Source organism: Halopseudomonas oceani, from assembly GCF_002903165.1.
GTDB lineage: Bacteria > Pseudomonadota > Gammaproteobacteria > Pseudomonadales > Pseudomonadaceae > Halopseudomonas > Halopseudomonas oceani.
Genome location: NZ_PPSK01000011.1, coordinates 18,839 through 35,620, shown reverse-complemented (window position 1 = coordinate 35,620; position 16,782 = coordinate 18,839). Strand labels below are relative to the sequence as shown.

15 protein-coding genes and 1 riboswitch are annotated in these 16,782 nt (G+C 62.6%); of the genes, 7 read left to right on the top strand and 8 right to left on the bottom strand.

The window, feature by feature from the left end:
- Nucleotides 1-2: 2 nt before the first annotated feature.
- The 7 genes from C1949_RS12135 to tkt all read right to left on the bottom strand — a co-directional run bounded on the left by C1949_RS12135 (nt 3) and on the right by tkt (nt 7,513).
- Nucleotides 3-1,097, bottom strand: a complete 1,095-nt coding sequence (locus tag C1949_RS12135; RefSeq protein WP_104738740.1) for a PQQ-dependent sugar dehydrogenase — start codon at nt 1,095-1,097, stop codon at nt 3-5.
- A 19-nt stretch (nt 1,098-1,116) separates the two neighbouring features.
- Nucleotides 1,117-1,590 (bottom strand): hypothetical protein, encoded by a 474-nt coding sequence (locus C1949_RS12130; RefSeq protein ID WP_104738739.1) that lies wholly within the window; start codon nt 1,588-1,590, stop codon nt 1,117-1,119.
- A 30-nt stretch (nt 1,591-1,620) separates the two neighbouring features.
- Nucleotides 1,621-1,905, bottom strand: a complete 285-nt coding sequence (locus C1949_RS12125; protein ID WP_104738738.1) for a hypothetical protein — start codon at nt 1,903-1,905, stop codon at nt 1,621-1,623.
- Between the two features lie 48 nt (nt 1,906-1,953).
- Complete coding sequence (gene fba, locus C1949_RS12120) at nt 1,954-3,018, bottom strand: class II fructose-bisphosphate aldolase (protein ID WP_088274425.1); 1,065 nt, start codon at nt 3,016-3,018, stop codon at nt 1,954-1,956.
- A 142-nt stretch (nt 3,019-3,160) separates the two neighbouring features.
- Nucleotides 3,161-4,321, bottom strand: a complete 1,161-nt coding sequence (locus C1949_RS12115; RefSeq protein WP_104738737.1) for a phosphoglycerate kinase — start codon at nt 4,319-4,321, stop codon at nt 3,161-3,163.
- A 59-nt stretch (nt 4,322-4,380) separates the two neighbouring features.
- Nucleotides 4,381-5,418, bottom strand: a complete 1,038-nt coding sequence (epd, locus tag C1949_RS12110) for an erythrose-4-phosphate dehydrogenase (protein ID WP_104738736.1) — start codon at nt 5,416-5,418, stop codon at nt 4,381-4,383.
- Between the two features lie 94 nt (nt 5,419-5,512).
- Nucleotides 5,513-7,513, bottom strand: coding sequence for a transketolase (gene tkt / locus C1949_RS12105; RefSeq protein ID WP_104738735.1), 2,001 nt, complete (start codon nt 7,511-7,513; stop codon nt 5,513-5,515).
- Nucleotides 7,514-7,732: 219 nt separating this feature from the next.
- Between tkt and C1949_RS12100 the strand changes: the two genes are divergently transcribed.
- Both C1949_RS12100 and metK read left to right on the top strand, forming a co-directional pair.
- Nucleotides 7,733-8,749, top strand: a complete 1,017-nt coding sequence (locus tag C1949_RS12100; RefSeq protein WP_104738734.1) for an ArsR/SmtB family transcription factor — start codon at nt 7,733-7,735, stop codon at nt 8,747-8,749.
- Complete coding sequence (gene metK, locus C1949_RS12095) at nt 8,746-9,930, top strand: methionine adenosyltransferase (RefSeq protein WP_083725734.1); 1,185 nt, start codon at nt 8,746-8,748, stop codon at nt 9,928-9,930. Before C1949_RS12100 ends, metK begins: the two co-directional genes overlap by 4 nt.
- Before the next feature lie 172 nt (nt 9,931-10,102).
- Here metK and C1949_RS12090 read toward each other — a convergent pair whose 3' ends face one another.
- Nucleotides 10,103-10,564, bottom strand: a complete 462-nt coding sequence (locus C1949_RS12090) for a c-type cytochrome (RefSeq protein WP_104738733.1) — start codon at nt 10,562-10,564, stop codon at nt 10,103-10,105.
- A 103-nt stretch (nt 10,565-10,667) separates the two neighbouring features.
- Nucleotides 10,668-10,750: riboswitch (S-adenosyl-L-homocysteine riboswitch) on the top strand.
- A 20-nt stretch (nt 10,751-10,770) separates the two neighbouring features.
- Between C1949_RS12090 and ahcY the strand changes: the two genes are divergently transcribed.
- The 5 genes from ahcY (at nt 10,771) to C1949_RS12065 (ending at nt 16,734) form a co-directional block, all read left to right on the top strand.
- Nucleotides 10,771-12,174 carry an adenosylhomocysteinase gene (ahcY, locus tag C1949_RS12085; RefSeq protein WP_104738732.1) on the top strand — a complete coding sequence of 468 codons (1,404 nt, stop codon included), beginning with the start codon at nt 10,771-10,773 and terminating at the stop codon, nt 12,172-12,174.
- Nucleotides 12,175-12,303: 129 nt separating this feature from the next.
- The gene (gene metF, locus C1949_RS12080) at nt 12,304-13,149 is read left to right on the top strand and encodes a methylenetetrahydrofolate reductase [NAD(P)H] (protein WP_104738731.1); all 846 of its coding nucleotides are present in this window, start codon (nt 12,304-12,306) and stop codon (nt 13,147-13,149) included.
- Nucleotides 13,150-13,220: 71 nt separating this feature from the next.
- Nucleotides 13,221-13,958 carry a substrate-binding periplasmic protein gene (locus C1949_RS12075; protein ID WP_104738730.1) on the top strand — a complete coding sequence of 246 codons (738 nt, stop codon included), beginning with the start codon at nt 13,221-13,223 and terminating at the stop codon, nt 13,956-13,958.
- Nucleotides 13,959-14,376: 418 nt separating this feature from the next.
- Nucleotides 14,377-16,002 carry a DEAD/DEAH box helicase gene (locus C1949_RS12070; RefSeq protein ID WP_104738729.1) on the top strand — a complete coding sequence of 542 codons (1,626 nt, stop codon included), beginning with the start codon at nt 14,377-14,379 and terminating at the stop codon, nt 16,000-16,002.
- A 132-nt stretch (nt 16,003-16,134) separates the two neighbouring features.
- Nucleotides 16,135-16,734: a DUF3617 family protein gene (locus tag C1949_RS12065; protein ID WP_170063065.1), complete on the top strand. Its 600-nt coding sequence runs from the start codon at nt 16,135-16,137 to the stop codon at nt 16,732-16,734.
- Nucleotides 16,735-16,782 lie beyond the last annotated feature (48 nt).

Genomic DNA, 16,782 nt, shown 5'->3' with positions numbered 1-16,782 from the left:
CTTCAGTTGGCCGGCAGTACCCGCAGCACCTTGCCAGCCGGGCTGTCGGTCAACAGATAGACGGCCCCATCCGGGCCGCTGCGCACATCACGAAAGCGCTGACCCAGCTCGGTAAACAGCGACTCCTGAGTGCTGACCTTTTCGCCATCCAGCACCACTCGACGGACTTCCTTGCCCGCCAGGGCAGAGATCAGCAAGTTGCCCTGCCATTCAGGGAAAAGATCCCCCTGATACAGCGCCATACCGGAGGGCGCAATTGACGGTACCCAGTAGGTCAGCGGCTGCTCAAGCCCCGGCAATTCGGTGTAGGGCGAAATCTGCGCGCCGTTGTAATCGACACCGTAGGTGATCTTCGGCCAGCCGTAGTTATGTCCAGCCTGAATCAGATTCAGCTCGTCGCCACCGCGCGGGCCGTGTTCGTGGCTGAACACTCGACCTTCGCCGTCCACCACGATCCCCTGCACATTGCGGTGGCCGATGCTGTACAGCTCAGGCAACGCGCCCTGCTGCGCCACAAAGGGATTGTCAGCCGGCGCCGAGCCATCGCGATTGAGGCGCACGATGCTGCCCAGATGGTTACCGGTGTTCTGCGCCTGCTCGCGGTAATCAAAGCCATCCCCAAGCGTCAGCAGCAGGGTATTGTCTGGCAGAAAAGCGATGCGCCCACCATAGTGCGCGCTGCCCCGTTTGGCTGGCTGCACGCGGAAGATCTCGTGGGCATTTTCCAGCGCCGTGCCATTAAAGGTCGCCGCCGCCAGGCAAGTGTGGTTGGCTTCCAGCGTGCCGCAGCTGTAGCTGAGGAACAGCTCGCCAGATTCAGCGAAATCAGGTGCCAGCGCCACCTCCATCAGGCCTGCCTGACTGTTGACGAAGGCCTCGGGCACACCGGCAACCGGCTCGGCGCGCAGCGCGCCATCAGCATCGATCAGGCGCAGGCGCCCGGCTCGCTCGGTCACCAGCATGCCGCCGTCGGGCAGAAACGCCAGCGACCACGGGTTGGCCAAGCCGTCGGCCACGGTCTCGATGCGGTAATCCGCTGCGCTGGCGAAGCCGGTAGAGAGCGCCAGAGCGGCGCCAATCAGAGTACGTCTTTTCATAAACTGTCTCCTTGCAGACTCAACCGAGCACGCGCAATCCGCGCCGCGCCTTGGGTTTTGTCAAACGGCCGAACAGCGCCGAACCCAGACCAACAGCGGCCATCATGCTCAGCAAACCGGGCGCTTCACGGGTCGCGGCGATAAAGGTCGGCATCGGCAGCAGGGTATTGGCCAGACTGAAGGCCGCCCAGATACCGACGAAACCGGCGAGGAAATACAGCAGCCAGCGCCAGGGCTTGAAGATGCGGCCGAGCGCCTCGGCCAGCGGCAGCGCCAGCAGCAGGGTGGCCGCTACCATGATGACGAAAATCGGGGTGAAGGACAGCAGGTCCTGCAGGCTGGTCTGCATGCGGGTGGCCAGATCAACCGGCACATCCATGGCCTGCAGCGCAGCCAGATTGAACTGAGTCTGTACCAGGGAGCCCAGCAGGGTCGCCACCAGCACAGCCAGCAGATAGAGGAAGACGATCCGCAGCACGGTCATCAATTTCATTGTCGTTATCCTGTTACGCAGTGCGAGCGCTTAGCTCGCGTCAGTTCCATCGGGCAAGGTCGGCAGATTGCGCAATGCCTGCTCGTAGGCGGGTGTATCAAAAGCACTGTCCTGCTCCAGCATCTGATTGATGCTGTGGGCCAGAACCTGCGCCATCAAGTCGAGAATATCCTCGCGCGCATAGCCAACCAGCGTCAGCTTGTTCATGGTCGCCTGCGCAGCAGGTGGCTCACCGGCAGCCAGCTGATTCTCGATCGCTTCGATCAGGCGGGCCTCGGCGAAGGACTCGTCGTCCTGTTCGTCCTGATTGCTCATATCTCTGTCCTGCTGCAAAAAGGGCGGCTTGCGCCGCCCCTTCAGTGCTCAGTTAACCTTGGCTTCCAGCTCGCCGCTGGCGTAACGCTGGAACATGCCTTCCAGGGAGATCGGCTTGATCTTCGAGGCATTGCCGGCGGTGCCGAAGGCTTCGTAGCGGGCGATACAGATGTCGCGCATGGCGTCGATGGTCTTGGCGAAGAACTTGCGCGGGTCGAACTCGCTCGGGTGCTCGGCCATCATGCGGCGCATGGCACCGGTGGACGCCAGACGCAGGTCGGTATCGATGTTGACCTTGCGCACGCCGTGCTTGATGCCCTCAACGATCTCTTCGACCGGCACGCCATAGGTTTCCTTGATGTCGCCGCCGAACTCGTTGATCACCTTCAGCCACTCCTGCGGAACCGAGGAGGAACCGTGCATTACCAGGTGGGTGTTGGGGATGCGCTTGTGGATTTCCTTGATGCGCTCGATTGACAGCACATCGCCCGTCGGCGGCTTGGTGAACTTGTAGGCGCCGTGGCTGGTGCCGATGGCAATCGCCAGAGCATCAACCTGAGTGGCCTTGACGAAGGCCGCGGCTTCTTCCGGATCGGTCAGCAGCTGGCTGTGGTCCAGCACGCCTTCGGCGCCAACGCCGTCTTCTTCACCCGCCATACCCGTTTCCAGGCTGCCCAGGCAGCCCAGTTCGCCTTCTACAGACACACCGCAGGCGTGGGCGAACGCCACAGTCTGCTGGGTCACGCGGACGTTGTAGTCGTAGTCGGCCGGGGTCTTGCCGTCTTCCTTCAACGAGCCGTCCATCATCACCGAGCTGAAACCCAGCTGGATCGAGCGCTGGCACACGTCAGGGCTGGTACCGTGATCCTGGTGCATGCACACCGGAATGTGAGGAAACTCTTCGATCGCGGCCAGAATCAGATGACGCAGGAAGGGCGCACCAGCGTACTTGCGGGCACCGGCAGAGGCCTGCACGATCACCGGGGAATCGGTCTTGTCGGCCGCTTCCATAATGGCGCGCATCTGCTCCAGGTTGTTGACGTTGAAAGCGGGCACGCCGTAACCGTATTCGGCGGCGTGGTCGAGCATCTGGCGCAGGCTGATAAGAGCCATAATCAATCTCTCCGTTAAAAAAGTCGTTGCGGCAAGCGACAAGCCCCAAGCGGCAAGCTGTCCGGGCGATCCCGACAGTCTACCCGCCTGACCTGAGGCTGGTCACCCCTTGCCGCTTGCAGCTTGAGGCTTGCAGCTGCGCTTAGCGCGCACGCTGCTCCAGAATCTCGACAGCCGGCAGTACCTTGCCCTCGACGAACTCGAGGAAGGCGCCACCACCGGTGGAGATATAGGAAATCTGCTCGGCAACACCGTACTTGTCGATGGCAGCCAGGGTGTCACCACCACCGGCAATCGAGAAGCCCTCACTGGCAGCGATGGCGTGCGCCAGCGCCTTGGTGCCTTCGCCGAACTGGTCGAACTCGAATACGCCAACCGGGCCGTTCCAGAGGATGGTGCCGGAGGCTTTGAGCATCTCGCCAAACTGCGCTGCAGTCTGCGGACCGATGTCGAGAATCATGTCGTCGTCAGCCACGTCAGCGACGGCCTTGACAGTGGCAGTGGCGGACTCGGCAAATTCCTTGGCCACCACCACGTCGACCGGCAGCGGCACGCTGACCTTGGCGGCAATGGCTTTGGCGGTATCGACCAGATCGGCCTCATACAGCGACTTGCCAACCTTGTAACCGGCTGCAGCCAGGAAGGTGTTGGCAATGCCGCCGCCGACGATCAGCTGGTCGCACTTGTCCGACAGCGCGGTCAGTACGTCCAGTTTGGTCGAGACCTTGGAGCCGGCAACAATCGCCACCATCGGGCGGGCCGGCTTGTCCAGCGCCTTGGCCAGCGCGTCCAACTCAGCAGCCAGCAGCGGGCCAGCACAGGCGATCTTGGCAAACTTGGCAACACCGTGGGTGGAACCCTGGGCGCGGTGGGCAGTACCAAAGGCGTCCATCACGAACACGTCGCACAGCGCCGCGTACTGCTGAGCCAGTTCGTCGGTGTTCTTCTTCTCGCCCTTGTTGAAGCGGACGTTTTCCAGCAGCACCAGCTCGCCCGGCTTGACCTCGACACCACCAAGATAGTCACGCACCAGCGGCACTTCACGGCCCAGCGCTTCGCTCAGGTAAGCGGCGACCGGTGCCAGGCTGTTCTCTTCACTGAACACGCCCTCTTCCGGACGACCCAGGTGTGAGCAAACCATGACCGCGGCGCCCTTTTCCAGCGCCAGCTTGATGGTAGGCAGGGAGGCAACGATACGCGCGTCGCTGGCGACCTTGCCGTTCTTAACTGGCACGTTGAGGTCTTCACGAATCAGTACACGCTGGCCGTTCAGGTCCAGCTCATTCATGGTCAGTACGGTCATAGCCCGCTCCTTCGTTCAATAAGGGTTAATCAGTGGCGCCGCCCGTGGCCGCGCTCAAGTCAATCGGTGGTTTGCGCCAGCCAGTACTGGGCAACATCCAGCATGCGGTTGGCAAAGCCCCATTCGTTATCAAACCAGACCAGCAGATTCACCAGCCGCGGACCGGATACCCGGGTCTGGCTGCCGTCGACAATCGCCGAATGCGGGTCGTGGTTGAAATCACAGCTGGCGTGGGGCAGCTCGGTGTAATCGAGCAAGCCTTTGTAATCGCCCTCAGCGGCGGCCCGCAGCAACGCGTTGACCTCATCGGCACTGGTGTCGCGCGCAGTCTGCAGGGTGATATCCAGCGCCGACACATTCACCGTCGGTACCCGGATGGCCTTGGCCTGAATGCGCCCGGCCAGCTCCGGCAGCAGCCGCTCGATGCCGCGTGCCAAACCAGTGGAAACCGGAATCACCGACTGGAATGCCGAACGGGTGCGGCGCAGGTCAGCGTGATGGTATGCGTCGATCACCGGCTGATCGTTCATTGCCGAATGAATGGTGGTGATGGAAACGTACTCCAGCCCGATCACTTCGTTCAGCAACTTGAGCAGCGGCACGCTGCAATTGGTGGTGCAGGAGGCGTTGGACACCAGACGGGCGTCGCTCGGCAGGCTATCTTGGTTAACGCCATACACCAGCGTTGCATCGACCGCCTCTTCGCTTGCCATCGGCTGCGAAAACAGCACCCGCGGCACCCCGGCGTGAACAAAGCGCAGCCCCTGTTCACGGGTGGTGTACTGGCCGGAACACTCCAGCAGCAGATCGATATCCAGCCCGCGCCAGTCAACCCCTTCCGGTTCCGCCTCGCGCAGCACCTGAATCGCCTGCCCATTGATCTGCAAGCAGTCACCGCTGACTCGCACCTCGCCCGGAAAGCGACCGTGGGTGGAGTCGAAGCGGGTCAGGTATTCAATGCTGTCGCGGTCGGCCAGATCGTTCAGCGCCACCACCTGCACCGCCAAGTCCCCTCGCTCGTGCAGCGCGCGCAGCACGCAGCGACCGATCCGACCATAGCCGTTCAGAGCAATTTTATAGGGACGTGGGTGGGACATAACAGCAGGCTCCGCCTGGCTGCAAGCTGCAAGCTGCAAGCTGCAAGCAGGCGAAGTGCCGCTTGTAGCTTGAGGCTTGAGGCTTGCCGCTGGTTTAGTCTTCCAACAGCTCTTCAGCCGCTGCCAGCACGTTATCGAGGGTGAAACCGAACTCCTCGAACAGCGCGGCAGCCGGAGCGGATTCGCCGAAGCTCTGCATGCCGATGATGCGGCCGTCGAGGCCGACGTACTTGTACCAGAAGTCGGCGTGGGAGGCTTCGATGGCAATGCGCGCACCGACTTCCAGCGGCAGCACCGACTGCTTGTAGGCAGCGTCTTGCTGGTCGAACACGCTGGTAGACGGCATGGACACCACGCGCACCTTGTGGCCCTGCTCGTTCAGCGCAGTCCAGGCGTTAACCGCCAGACCAACTTCGGAGCCGGTGGCAATCAGGATCAGCTCGGGCTCGCCGTCACAGTCCTTCAGTACGTAACCACCACGGGCGACGTTGGCCAGTTGCTCAGCATCGCGGCTCTGGTGCGGCAGGTTCTGACGCGAGAAGACCAGCGCACTCGGGCCGTCGGCACGCTCCAGCGCGTACTTCCAGGCAATCGCCGATTCAACCGCGTCAGCCGGGCGCCAGGTGTCAAGATTCGGTGTGCCACGCAGGCTGGCCAGCTGCTCGATCGGCTGGTGAGTCGGGCCGTCTTCGCCCAGACCAATGGAGTCGTGGGTGTAGACGTGGATCACGCGCTGCTTCATCAGTGCCGACATGCGCACCGCGTTGCGAGCGTATTCCATAAAGATCAGGAAGGTCGCGCCGTAGGGCACAAAGCCGCCGTGCAGGGCGATACCGTTCATGATCGCGGTCATGCCGAATTCACGCACGCCGTAGAACAGGTAGTTACCGGAGGCGTCTGCAGACTCGACGCCTTTGCAGCCCTTCCACAGGGTCAGGTTGGAACCGGCCAGGTCAGCGGAGCCGCCGAGCATTTCCGGCAGCAGCGGGCCAAAGGCGTTCAGGGTGTTCTGGCTGGCCTTGCGGCTGGCGATGGTCTCGCCCTTGGCAACGACTTCGGCGATGTAGGCATCAGCCTTTTCGCTGAAGTCAGCCGGCAGGTCACCTGCCAGACGGCGCTGCAGCTCAGCAGCCAGTTCCGGGAAGGCAGCCTGATAGGCGGCGAACTTGTCATTCCAGGCGGCTTCAGCCTTGGCACCGGCTTCGTGGGCATCCCACTCGGCTTTGATGTCTGCCGGAATTTCAAAGGCGGCGTGCGGCCAGTTCAGCGCTTCACGCGTAGCGGCGATTTCCGCCTCGCCCAGTGCGGCGCCGTGGCATTCTTCCTTGCCCTGCTTGTTCGGCGAGCCGAAACCGATGATGGTTTTGCAGCAGATCAGCGTCGGCTGCTCGGTGTTCTTGCGGGCGGTTTCGATGGCGGTCTTGATCTCGTCAGCGTCGTGGCCGTCGACATTGCGGATGACCTGCCAGCCGTAAGCCTCGAAGCGCTTGGGCGTGTCGTCGGTGAACCAGCCTTCCACTTCACCGTCGATGGAGATGCCGTTGTCGTCGTAGAAGGCGACCAGCTTGCCCAGACCCAGAGTACCTGCCAGCGAGGACACCTCGTGGGAGATACCTTCCATCATGCAGCCGTCGCCCAGGAACACGTAGGTGTTGTGGTCAACCACCTCATGGCCTTCGCGGTTGAACTGCGCCGCCAGCACCTTCTCGGCAATCGCCATGCCCACGGCATTGGCGATGCCCTGACCCAGCGGGCCGGTGGTGGTTTCAACGCCCGGGGTGTAGCCGTATTCGGGGTGGCCCGGGGTTTTGCTGTGCAGCTGACGGAAATTCTTGATGTCGTCGATACTGACGTCATAGCCGGTCAGGTGCAGCAGGGAGTAGATCAACATGGAGCCGTGACCGTTGGACAGCACAAAGCGGTCGCGGTCGGCAAAGTTCGGGTTGGCCGGGTTGTGCTTCAGATAGTCGCGCCACAGGACTTCGGCGATATCCGCCATACCCATGGGCGCACCGGGGTGGCCGCTGTTGGCTTTCTGCACGGCATCCATGCTGAGGGCACGAATGGCATTGGCACGGTCACGACAACTGGGCATGAACAACTCCTGTGGCTTGCAAGGCGTGGGCTTTCAGTCGGCAAAGCGACTGGCCGGGAAAAAGAGGCGGGCATTTTCGCGCAATCCGCCGTCCCCGGCAACGAAAACCCCGTTTCAGCTGCGCTTATCGCTTTCTTGCCAGACGAACGGCCAGACCTATATCAAAGTATTTTGATATAGCTGTTGCGACACCGGCCGTTCGCTACTACACTGCGCCGCATGAACCAGATTGCGCGCATTCCCGCCGCCAAACCCAGCCAGACCGACGACCTCGCCGCCTTTTGCAAGGCCGCGGGCGATGCGTTGCGGCTGGATATCCTGCGCGTGCTGCGCAGCGATTCCTTTGGTGTGCTGGAGTTGGCGCAGATCTTCGACATGCGCCAATCCGGCATGAGCCACCACCTCAAGGTGCTGGCCAACGCGGGCCTGGTCAGCACCCGGCGTGAAGGCAACTCGATCTTCTATCGCCGGAGCCTGCCGGTCAGCGACCAGCCCTGGCATCGCCTGCACAGCCAGCTGCTGAGCGAACTCGACAACCAGCCAGACGACACCCAGCTGCAACAGGCCATCGCCGCCGTGCATGCCCAGCGCGCCGAGCTGTCGCGACAGTTCTTCGCCCGCTTTGCCGACGGCACCCCGGCGCAACAGGACCTGATTGCCCACTTCGGCATCTACCGCGAGCCACTGCTGAGCCTGATCGACGCTCTGCCGCTGCCCGCCATGCACTTGGCCATCGAAATCGGTCCGGGCGAAGGCGGCTTCTTGCCGAGCCTGGCCAGCCGCTTCCAGCGCGTGGTCGCGCTCGATAACGCCGACGCCATGCTTGAGCGCGCGCGCCAGCAATGCAATGAAGCAGGTCTGACCAACGTCGACTGCCTGCTGGCCGATGCCCTGCAGCCCCAGCAATTGCCTGCTGCCGACTGCGTGGTCTGCAATATGGTGCTGCACCACATGCCGGCGCCAGCTGAAGCACTCAAGCGCTTTGCCGCGCTGCTCAAGCCCGGCGGCAGTCTGGTGCTGACCGAACTGTGCAGCCATGACCAGAGCTGGGTACGCGATAGCTGCGGCGATCTCTGGCTAGGCTTTGATCAGGACGATATTGCGCGCTGGGCCGAGGCTGCCGGACTGCGTCCGGGCAACAGCCAGTACATCGGCCTGCGTAACGGCTTTCAGCTGCAACTGCTGCAGCTGGCCAAACCCGATTCTCTTTCTCCCGAGGACAGGAAAGACCCATGAGCGATTATTCGATTTTTACCTCTGAATCCGTGTCCGAAGGCCATCCGGACAAGCTGGCAGACCAGATCTCCGATGCGGTGCTGGACGCCATTCTGGCTGAAGACAAGTTCGCCCGCGTGGCCTGCGAAACCATGGTCAAGACCGGTGTGGCAATCGTCGGCGGTGAAATCACCACCAGCGCCTGGGTCGACCTGGAAGACCTGGTACGCAGCGTCATCAAGGACATCGGCTACACCTCGTCCGAGGTCGGCTACGACGCTGACACCTGCGGCGTGATCAACATCATCGGCAAGCAGTCGCCAGACATTGCCCAGGGCGTTGACCGTCAAAAGCCGGAAGATCAGGGCGCCGGCGACCAGGGCCTGATGTTCGGCTACGCCAGCAACGAAACCGACGTGCTGATGCCGGCGCCGATCACCTTCGCTCACCGTCTGGTCGAGCGTCAGGCCGAAGCCCGCAAAAACGGCACCCTTGCCTGGTTGCGCCCGGACGCCAAGTCCCAGGTTACCTGCCGCTACGAGAACGGCATCGTCACCGGCATCGACGCCATCGTGCTGTCGACCCAGCACAACCCGGACATCAGCCAGGCGGACCTGCGCGAAGCGGTGATGGAAGAGATCGTCAAGCAGGTGATCCCGGCCGAGCTGCTGCACGCAGACACCCAGTACCACATCAACCCGACCGGCAAGTTCGTCATCGGTGGCCCGGTGGGCGACTGCGGCCTCACCGGTCGCAAGATCATCGTCGACACCTACGGCGGCATGGCTCGCCACGGCGGCGGCGCGTTCTCCGGCAAGGATCCGTCCAAGGTTGACCGCAGCGCCGCCTACGCCGGCCGTTACGTGGCCAAGAACATTGTGGCTGCCGGCCTGGCCGACAAGTGCGAAATTCAGGTGTCCTACGCCATCGGCGTGGCGCAGCCGACCTCGGTATCGATCAACACCTTCGGCACCGGCAAGATCAGCGACGAGAAAATCATCCAGCTGGTCCGTCAGCACTTCGACCTGCGCCCGTATGCGATCACCCGCATGCTCGACCTGCTGCACCCGATGTACCGCGCCACCGCCGCCTACGGCCACTTCGGCCGCAACCCCTTCGAAATGACGGTCAAGGGCGACACCTTCACCGCCTTCCCGTGGGAGAAGACGGACAAGGCTGACGCGCTGCGCGCGGACGCCTGAGGGCGTAGCTACAAGCTACAAGCTACAAGCAAGTTCGGTTGAGCGATGACCACAGGTGTTTCTGCTGACGTCCAGTTGCTACCTCAGCCAACAGAAAACCCACACGATTCGCAACCGCGCGGGTTTTACTTGCAGCTTGAGGCTTGAGGCTTGCAGCTACAGCTATCGCCGCTCAGCGGCGATAGCTGTCATGACAGCTTTTGCAGGACTGCTGGACCGCGCTCAGCTGATCGGCTGCCTGGTCCAGGGATTTGATGCCAACAGAGGTAACGGCATGCAGGGCGGCGACCTTGGCCTTGAAATCATCGATGGCCAGGGCGAAACCTTCGGGATCGGACCAGACGGTGTCCTTGGTGCGGTTCGGCTCTGGATCATCGCCCGGTACCGGGAAGTGCTCCCAGGGCTGGTCGGCGAGTTGGGCCAGGGTATCAGCCTTGTTCATGAACTCGCCCATGCTGGGGGTGACGCGACCGGTCAGCATGCCGCTCATCGGCTCAGTCTGGCGCAGCATCTGCTTGAACAGCGCCTGGCGCTTGCCTTCGTGCGAGTTGGGGTCGGGTTCATTGTTGCAGCCAGCCAGGGCCGCGCCGAGCAACAGAGCGACAACGAGTTTTCGGTATGGAACAGCGATCATGTTTCATCCAGACGACATACAGGAGGGGCGACAGTATCGCCTCTGAACCGATTCCGGCCAAGGCGTGTTCTTGTGCGAACAGCCTGACCGGGTAACTTCAGCCCCGGACGAGGGGCGCTGCAGCAGCGGCTCCAGCCGCTGCCAGGCTCGTCCGGGGCGTGCGACATTTAACCGCGCCCATTCGCAACCACGAATGGAGAAATCAGATGAGTGCCGTGATCAATAACGCCGTTACCGACTACAAGGTCGCCGACATCAGCCTGGCCGACTGGGGCCGCCGCGAGATCATCATCGCCGAGTCGGAAATGCCGGCGCTGATGGGTCTGCGCCGCAAGTACGCCGGCGAGCAGCCGCTCAAGGGCGCGAAGATTCTGGGCTGTATCCACATGACCATCCAGACTGCCGTGCTGATCGAAACCCTGACTGCCCTGGGCGCCGAAGTACGCTGGTCTTCCTGCAATATCTTCTCCACCCAGGATCAGGCCGCCGCCGCCATCGCTGCCGCCGGCATCCCGGTATTCGCCTGGAAGGGTGAGACCGAAGAAGAGTACGAATGGTGCATCGAGCAGACCATCCTCAAGGACGGCCAGCCGTGGGACGCCAACATGGTGCTGGACGACGGCGGCGACCTGACCGAAATCCTGCACAAGAAATACCCGGCGATGCTGGACAAGATCCACGGCATCACCGAAGAAACCACCACCGGCGTACACCGCCTGCTCGACATGCTGAAAGCCGGCACCCTGAAAGTCCCGGCAATCAACGTCAACGACTCGGTCACCAAGAGCAAGAACGACAACAAGTACGGCTGCCGTCACAGCCTGAACGATGCCATCAAGCGCGGCACCGACCACCTGCTGTCTGGCAAGCAGGCACTGGTCATCGGTTACGGTGACGTGGGCAAGGGCTCGGCGCAGTCGCTGCGTCAGGAAGGCATGATCGTCAAGATCTCGGAAATCGACCCAATCTGCGCCATGCAGGCCTGCATGGACGGTTTCGAAGTCGTCTCCCCGTACCTCAACGGCCTGAACGACGGCACCGACGCCTGCATCGACGCAGCCCTGCTCGGCAAGATCGACCTGATCGTCACCACCACCGGCAACGCCAACGTCTGTGACGCCGGCATGCTCAAGGCCCTGAAGAAGCGCGCCGTGGTCTGCAACATCGGTCACTTCGACAACGAGATCGACACCGCCTTCATGCGCGCCAACTGGGGCTGGGAAGAGGTCAAGCCGCAGGTGCACAAGATCCACCGCACCGGCAAGACCGTCGACGCGACCAACGACGACTACCTGATCCTGCTGGCCGAAGGCCGTTTGGTTAACCTGGGTAACGCCACCGGCCACCCCTCGCGCATCATGGACGGCTCCTTCGCCAACCAAGTGCTGGCCCAGATCCACCTGTTCGAGCGCAAGTTCGCCGATCAGTCTGCCGAAGGCAAAGCCGCCGCACTGACCGTGGAAGTACTGCCGAAGAAACTGGACGAAGAAGTCGCGCTGGAAATGGTCAAGGGCTTCGGTGGCGTCGTCACCCAGCTGACCAAGACCCAGGCCGACTACATCGGCGTCACCGTCGAAGGCCCGTTCAAGCCCGACAGCTATCGCTACTGATAGCTATCAGCCGCAAGCTGCAAGCCTCAAGAGCCCTGCCCGCGCCGCTGGCGGGCACGGGTTTCCGGGGTTGCTTGCCGCTTGTAGCTTGAGGTTTGAAGCTGACGCCCTTCCAAGAGTAGAGAGATAATGACGACCAACGCCCCCATCAGCTTCGAGTTCTTCCCGACCAAGACCGAGGCCGGCCACGAAAAACTGCTCGCCACCGCCCAGACCCTGGCGGCGGCAAGCCCTGAATTCTTTTCCGTCACCTACGGTGCCGGCGGCTCCACCCGCGACGGTACCCGCCGCACCGTACTGCAGCTGGACGGCGACGTGAACGTCCCGACCGCGCCGCACCTGTCCTGCGTCGGCGACTCGCGCGACGATCTGCGCGCCCTGATTAACGACTACCGCGCCAACGGCATCAAGCGCATCGTTGCCCTGCGCGGCGATCTGCCCTCCGGTATGGGCCACGCCAGCGGCGAGCTGCGCTACGCCAACGAGCTGGTCGAGTTCATCCGCGCCGAAACCGGCGACCACTTCACCATCGAAGTCGCTGCCTACCCGGAGTCGCACCCGCAGGCGCCGAACTTCGAAACCGATCTGCAGAACTTTATCCGCAAGGCCCGCGCCGGTGCCGACAGCGCGATTACCCAGTACTTCTTCAACGCCGACTGCTACTTCCACTTCGTGGATCGGGTACGCCAGGCCGGGCTCGATATCCCGATCATTCCGGGCATCATGCCGATCACCAACTACACCAAGCTGGCACGTTTCTCCGACGCCTGCGGTGCCGAGATTCCACGCTGGATCCGCAAGCAGCTGGAAGCCTACGGGGACGACAGTGACAGCATCAGCGCCTTCGGTACCGAGGTAATCAGCCAGCTGTGTGAACGCCTGCTGGACGGCGGCGCGCCCGGCCTGCACTTCTACACGCTGAACCAGGCCGAGCCCTGCCTCGCAGTGCTACGCAACCTGCACAGCGGTCGCTAAGCCGAAAGGGTTGCTGGCGCCCCCGGCAACCCGGTCATGCGAGCGCGCGCAAAGCGCGCTAGACTGCGGCCATGAAATGGATTCCCTACCTGCTCGCGGCAATGCTGGGGTTGCTGACCACCCCGCTCGGGGCTACCCCCCTGAAGATCGTCAGTGAGCCCTGGCCACCCTATGTTTTTCTCGAGAACGGAGCCCCGTGCGGCGCCGACCTTGAGGTGAGCGATCACCTGCTGCGCGAGCTGGGTTACCAGCCGCAATGGCGCATGATGCCGTGGAAGCGTGCCCAGTACGAAGTGCTCAATGGCAGTGCCGACGCCATTCTCGACATTGCAATCACCCCCGAGCGGCTGCAGCAATACCATTTCCCGGATGAGCCGCTGTCGCTGAGCGAAACCGTGCTGTTCTACCACAACACCCACCCCCACCCTTTCAACTCGCTCGAAGACCTTCGCGGCCTGCGTATCGGCGTATCGGCGGGCTACAGCTACAGCAATCCCGAGTTCATGCAGGCCGACTTTTTCAGCCGCAAACTGGCTCCTTCCATCGAAGCGAACCTGCTGATGCTGCAGCACGGCCGGGTAGATCTGGCCGTGGTCAACCGCCGGGCCGGGCTCTACACCCTGCACAATCTCAATCTGGATGAGCAGATCAGCTATAACCCCAAACCGCTGAGCAGCGGCAATGTCTATCTGGCCTTCCAGCGCCAGCCAGCGATGGCGCAGCTGGCAGAGCGATTCAGCTCAGCACTGCGCCAATTCAAGCAGACCGCCGAGTATCGCAGCCTGCTGGCGCGCTACGGACTGAACTAGCCTGCACGGCGTAAAGCTCGGCTATATGCGTCAGGGCCCTTTCTGTTATACTCGCGTCGCTTCAGGAAGCACTGAACAACTCCGCATGCTCTCCGGCCTTCCGATCAACTGCGCAACAGGCGCAAACTCGAAGGCCTGCCGAGACCAGTCAAACAGCCGCCACGCAGAGAGCGGCCTGTAACGACGGTCAGACAGGGCGGGCGCTCAACCACATATCCGCTGTTTTGCATTGATGTCCGGGAATCCCCGCTCACCAGCACTAAACGGCAGTGGTTTTGAACCCTCGTAGCGCGCGTGCAAGTCAGGCACTGCTTCCTTTCATTCCAGGCCGCACGAACAAGCGGCAGCCGCAAGGTGCCAAGCACCCATGCCCGCTGCCCTCTGCCCGTTCGCATCGGCCATCACAGGGTTATTCTGAATGTCCTTTGCCTCCTTGGGCCTGTCGGACGCGTTGGTACGCGCCGTGGCAGCCACTGGTTACACCACGCCCACCCCGGTTCAGCTGCAAGCGATTCCGGCTGTTCTCGAAGGCCGCGACCTGATGGTTGCGGCGCAAACCGGTACTGGCAAGACCGCCGGTTTTGCACTTCCAGTCATTGAACGTCTGTTCCCCGCTGGCGAGCCCGCCGGCAAGCGCCCCGGCGCCAAGCAAGTCCGCGTCCTGGTGCTGACCCCGACCCGCGAGCTGGCCGCTCAGGTGCACGACAGTATCCGTGCCTATGCGGCCGAGCTGCCGCTCAAGTCCACCTGCATCTTCGGTGGCGTTGGTGCCAACCCGCAGATGAAAGCCATCGCCCCCGGCCTCGACATCCTGGTTGCCTGCCCCGGTCGCCTGCTCGACCTGGTTGGCCAGAAGGCTGTCGATCTATCGAAGGTAGAAGTGCTGGTGCTCGACGAAGCTGACCGCATGCTCGACATGGGCTTCGTCCATGACGTCAAGAAAGTCATTGCCAAGCTGCCGGCCAAGCGCCAGAACCTGCTGTTCTCCGCGACCTTCTCGAAAGACATCACCGACCTGGCCAACAAGCTACTCGACAACCCGGCACGCATCGAAGTGACGCCGCCGAACACCACCGTCGAGCGCATCAATCAAAAGGTCTACCGCGTTGCCGCTGGCCACAAGCGCGCATTGGTCGCCCACCTGATTACTCAGGGTGCCTGGGAGCAGGTGCTGATCTTCACCCGCACCAAACACGGAGCCAACCGCTTGGCCGAGTACCTGGTCAAGAACGGCCTGCCGGCTGCAGCGATTCATGGCAACAAGAGCCAGAGCGCACGCACCAAGGCACTGGCCGACTTCAAGGCCAACACCCTGCGCATTCTGGTTGCTACCGATATCGCCGCCCGCGGCCTGGACATCGACCAGCTGCCCCACGTGATCAATTTCGAACTGCCCAACGTGTCGGAAGACTACGTCCACCGTATCGGCCGCACCGGCCGCGCCGGCCGCAGCGGCGAAGCGGTATCGCTGGTCAGCCCGGACGAAGACAAGCTGTTGCGCGCGATCGAGCGCATGACCAAGCAACGCATCGAGGAAGGCACGCTTGAGGGCTTCGAGCCGCCTGCCCAGGCTGAGCTGAACAGCGACCGTCCCGAACGTCCAGAGCGCGGCGAGCGCCCGCGTGGCCAGAACCCACGGAACAGCAACAGCGGCGCGCGCAACAACCGCAGCCAGGGCAGTCAAGGCAGCAAGCGCAACGGCCAAAGCAAGCCTCAGGGTCAGGGCCAGAGCCAGGGCGCGCGTGCGAACGCCGGCAATGCAGGCAACGGCGGCAAGGGTGGCAGTGCAGGTAACGGCCAGCCACGCGGTCAGCGTCGTGACGAACGCCAGCGCGGTGAACAACGCCCGCAGCGCCCACGTGCTGCCGGCCAGCCGCGTGTGATGCCCGGCATTCATGCCCCGGAAGATCCGGTTGCAATTGAACGCCGTCGTCAGGCCCTCGGCAACCGTATTGAGCCGGAGGTCGAAGAACGTAAACCGGCCAAAGGTAAACCGGGTGGCCGCCCGCAGCGCGAAAAACCGGCACTGCTCGGCCCACGCTGATGCGGACACGAAACGGGGGCTATGTGCCCCCGTTTTTTTGTGCGTCGATCACGTCCCATGTCATCCACGCTGCACAGCTGCTTCGCCAAGAGCTATAGTCCTCAGACGCACCACTTACACAAGGACTGTTTCATGACTCTGCCGCGGCTCGCACTAATCAGCACCCTCACCCTCGCCACAACCGTACTGCACGCACAGCCTCTCAGCACCACACCGGAACCCGGTCTGTGGATCAGCGAGAGCAGCACAATGATCAACGGTATGGATATGCAGGCCCGCATGCGCGAGATGCGCGAGAACATGCTCAAAAGCCTGCCACCCGAGCAGCGCGCCATGGCCGAAGAGATGCTTGGCACTGACGGTCAGGTTGGCGAGCGCCAATGCATCACTGCCGAAACCGCACAAACCCTGACCGACCCCGAAGCGCTGCTGCGTGATGCTCAGGAAAACATGCCCCGCTGCCAGCTGACCATCGCCCAGTCCGCTGACGATGCCCTGAAGTTTACTGGTCACTGCGCCGATCCCGACGGATTCACCGGCGACCTGAACGGCAGTATCGAAATGATCTCCAGCACCGAGATGCGCTCTACCTTCAACGGCCAGGGTAGCTACGCTCTGCCGGCCGGGCTGCTCAGCCAGGGCGCTGAGGCCGGCGACGGTGAAGTTACCCTGACTCACCAGCAGGTCAGCCGCTGGCAGTCGGCCGACTGCGGCGACGCACCGGCTTACTGATCCCTACCGAGTCTTGCGCTGTTTCACACCGAAACAGCGCGGGACTCG

Coding starts and splice junctions, on each gene's coding strand:
- C1949_RS12135 (WP_104738740.1), bottom strand. CDS start 1,097: ATGAAAAGACGTACTCTGATTGGCGCCGCTCTGGCGCTCTCTACCGGC.
- C1949_RS12130 (WP_104738739.1), bottom strand. CDS start 1,590: ATGAAATTGATGACCGTGCTGCGGATCGTCTTCCTCTATCTGCTGGCT.
- C1949_RS12125 (WP_104738738.1), bottom strand. CDS start 1,905: ATGAGCAATCAGGACGAACAGGACGACGAGTCCTTCGCCGAGGCCCGC.
- fba (WP_088274425.1), bottom strand. CDS start 3,018: ATGGCTCTTATCAGCCTGCGCCAGATGCTCGACCACGCCGCCGAATAC.
- C1949_RS12115 (WP_104738737.1), bottom strand. CDS start 4,321: ATGACCGTACTGACCATGAATGAGCTGGACCTGAACGGCCAGCGTGTA.
- epd (WP_104738736.1), bottom strand. CDS start 5,418: ATGTCCCACCCACGTCCCTATAAAATTGCTCTGAACGGCTATGGTCGG.
- tkt (WP_104738735.1), bottom strand. CDS start 7,513: ATGCCCAGTTGTCGTGACCGTGCCAATGCCATTCGTGCCCTCAGCATG.
- C1949_RS12100 (WP_104738734.1), top strand. CDS start 7,733: ATGAACCAGATTGCGCGCATTCCCGCCGCCAAACCCAGCCAGACCGAC.
- metK (WP_083725734.1), top strand. CDS start 8,746: ATGAGCGATTATTCGATTTTTACCTCTGAATCCGTGTCCGAAGGCCAT.
- C1949_RS12090 (WP_104738733.1), bottom strand. CDS start 10,564: ATGATCGCTGTTCCATACCGAAAACTCGTTGTCGCTCTGTTGCTCGGC.
- ahcY (WP_104738732.1), top strand. CDS start 10,771: ATGAGTGCCGTGATCAATAACGCCGTTACCGACTACAAGGTCGCCGAC.
- metF (WP_104738731.1), top strand. CDS start 12,304: ATGACGACCAACGCCCCCATCAGCTTCGAGTTCTTCCCGACCAAGACC.
- C1949_RS12075 (WP_104738730.1), top strand. CDS start 13,221: ATGAAATGGATTCCCTACCTGCTCGCGGCAATGCTGGGGTTGCTGACC.
- C1949_RS12070 (WP_104738729.1), top strand. CDS start 14,377: ATGTCCTTTGCCTCCTTGGGCCTGTCGGACGCGTTGGTACGCGCCGTG.
- C1949_RS12065 (WP_170063065.1), top strand. CDS start 16,135: ATGACTCTGCCGCGGCTCGCACTAATCAGCACCCTCACCCTCGCCACA.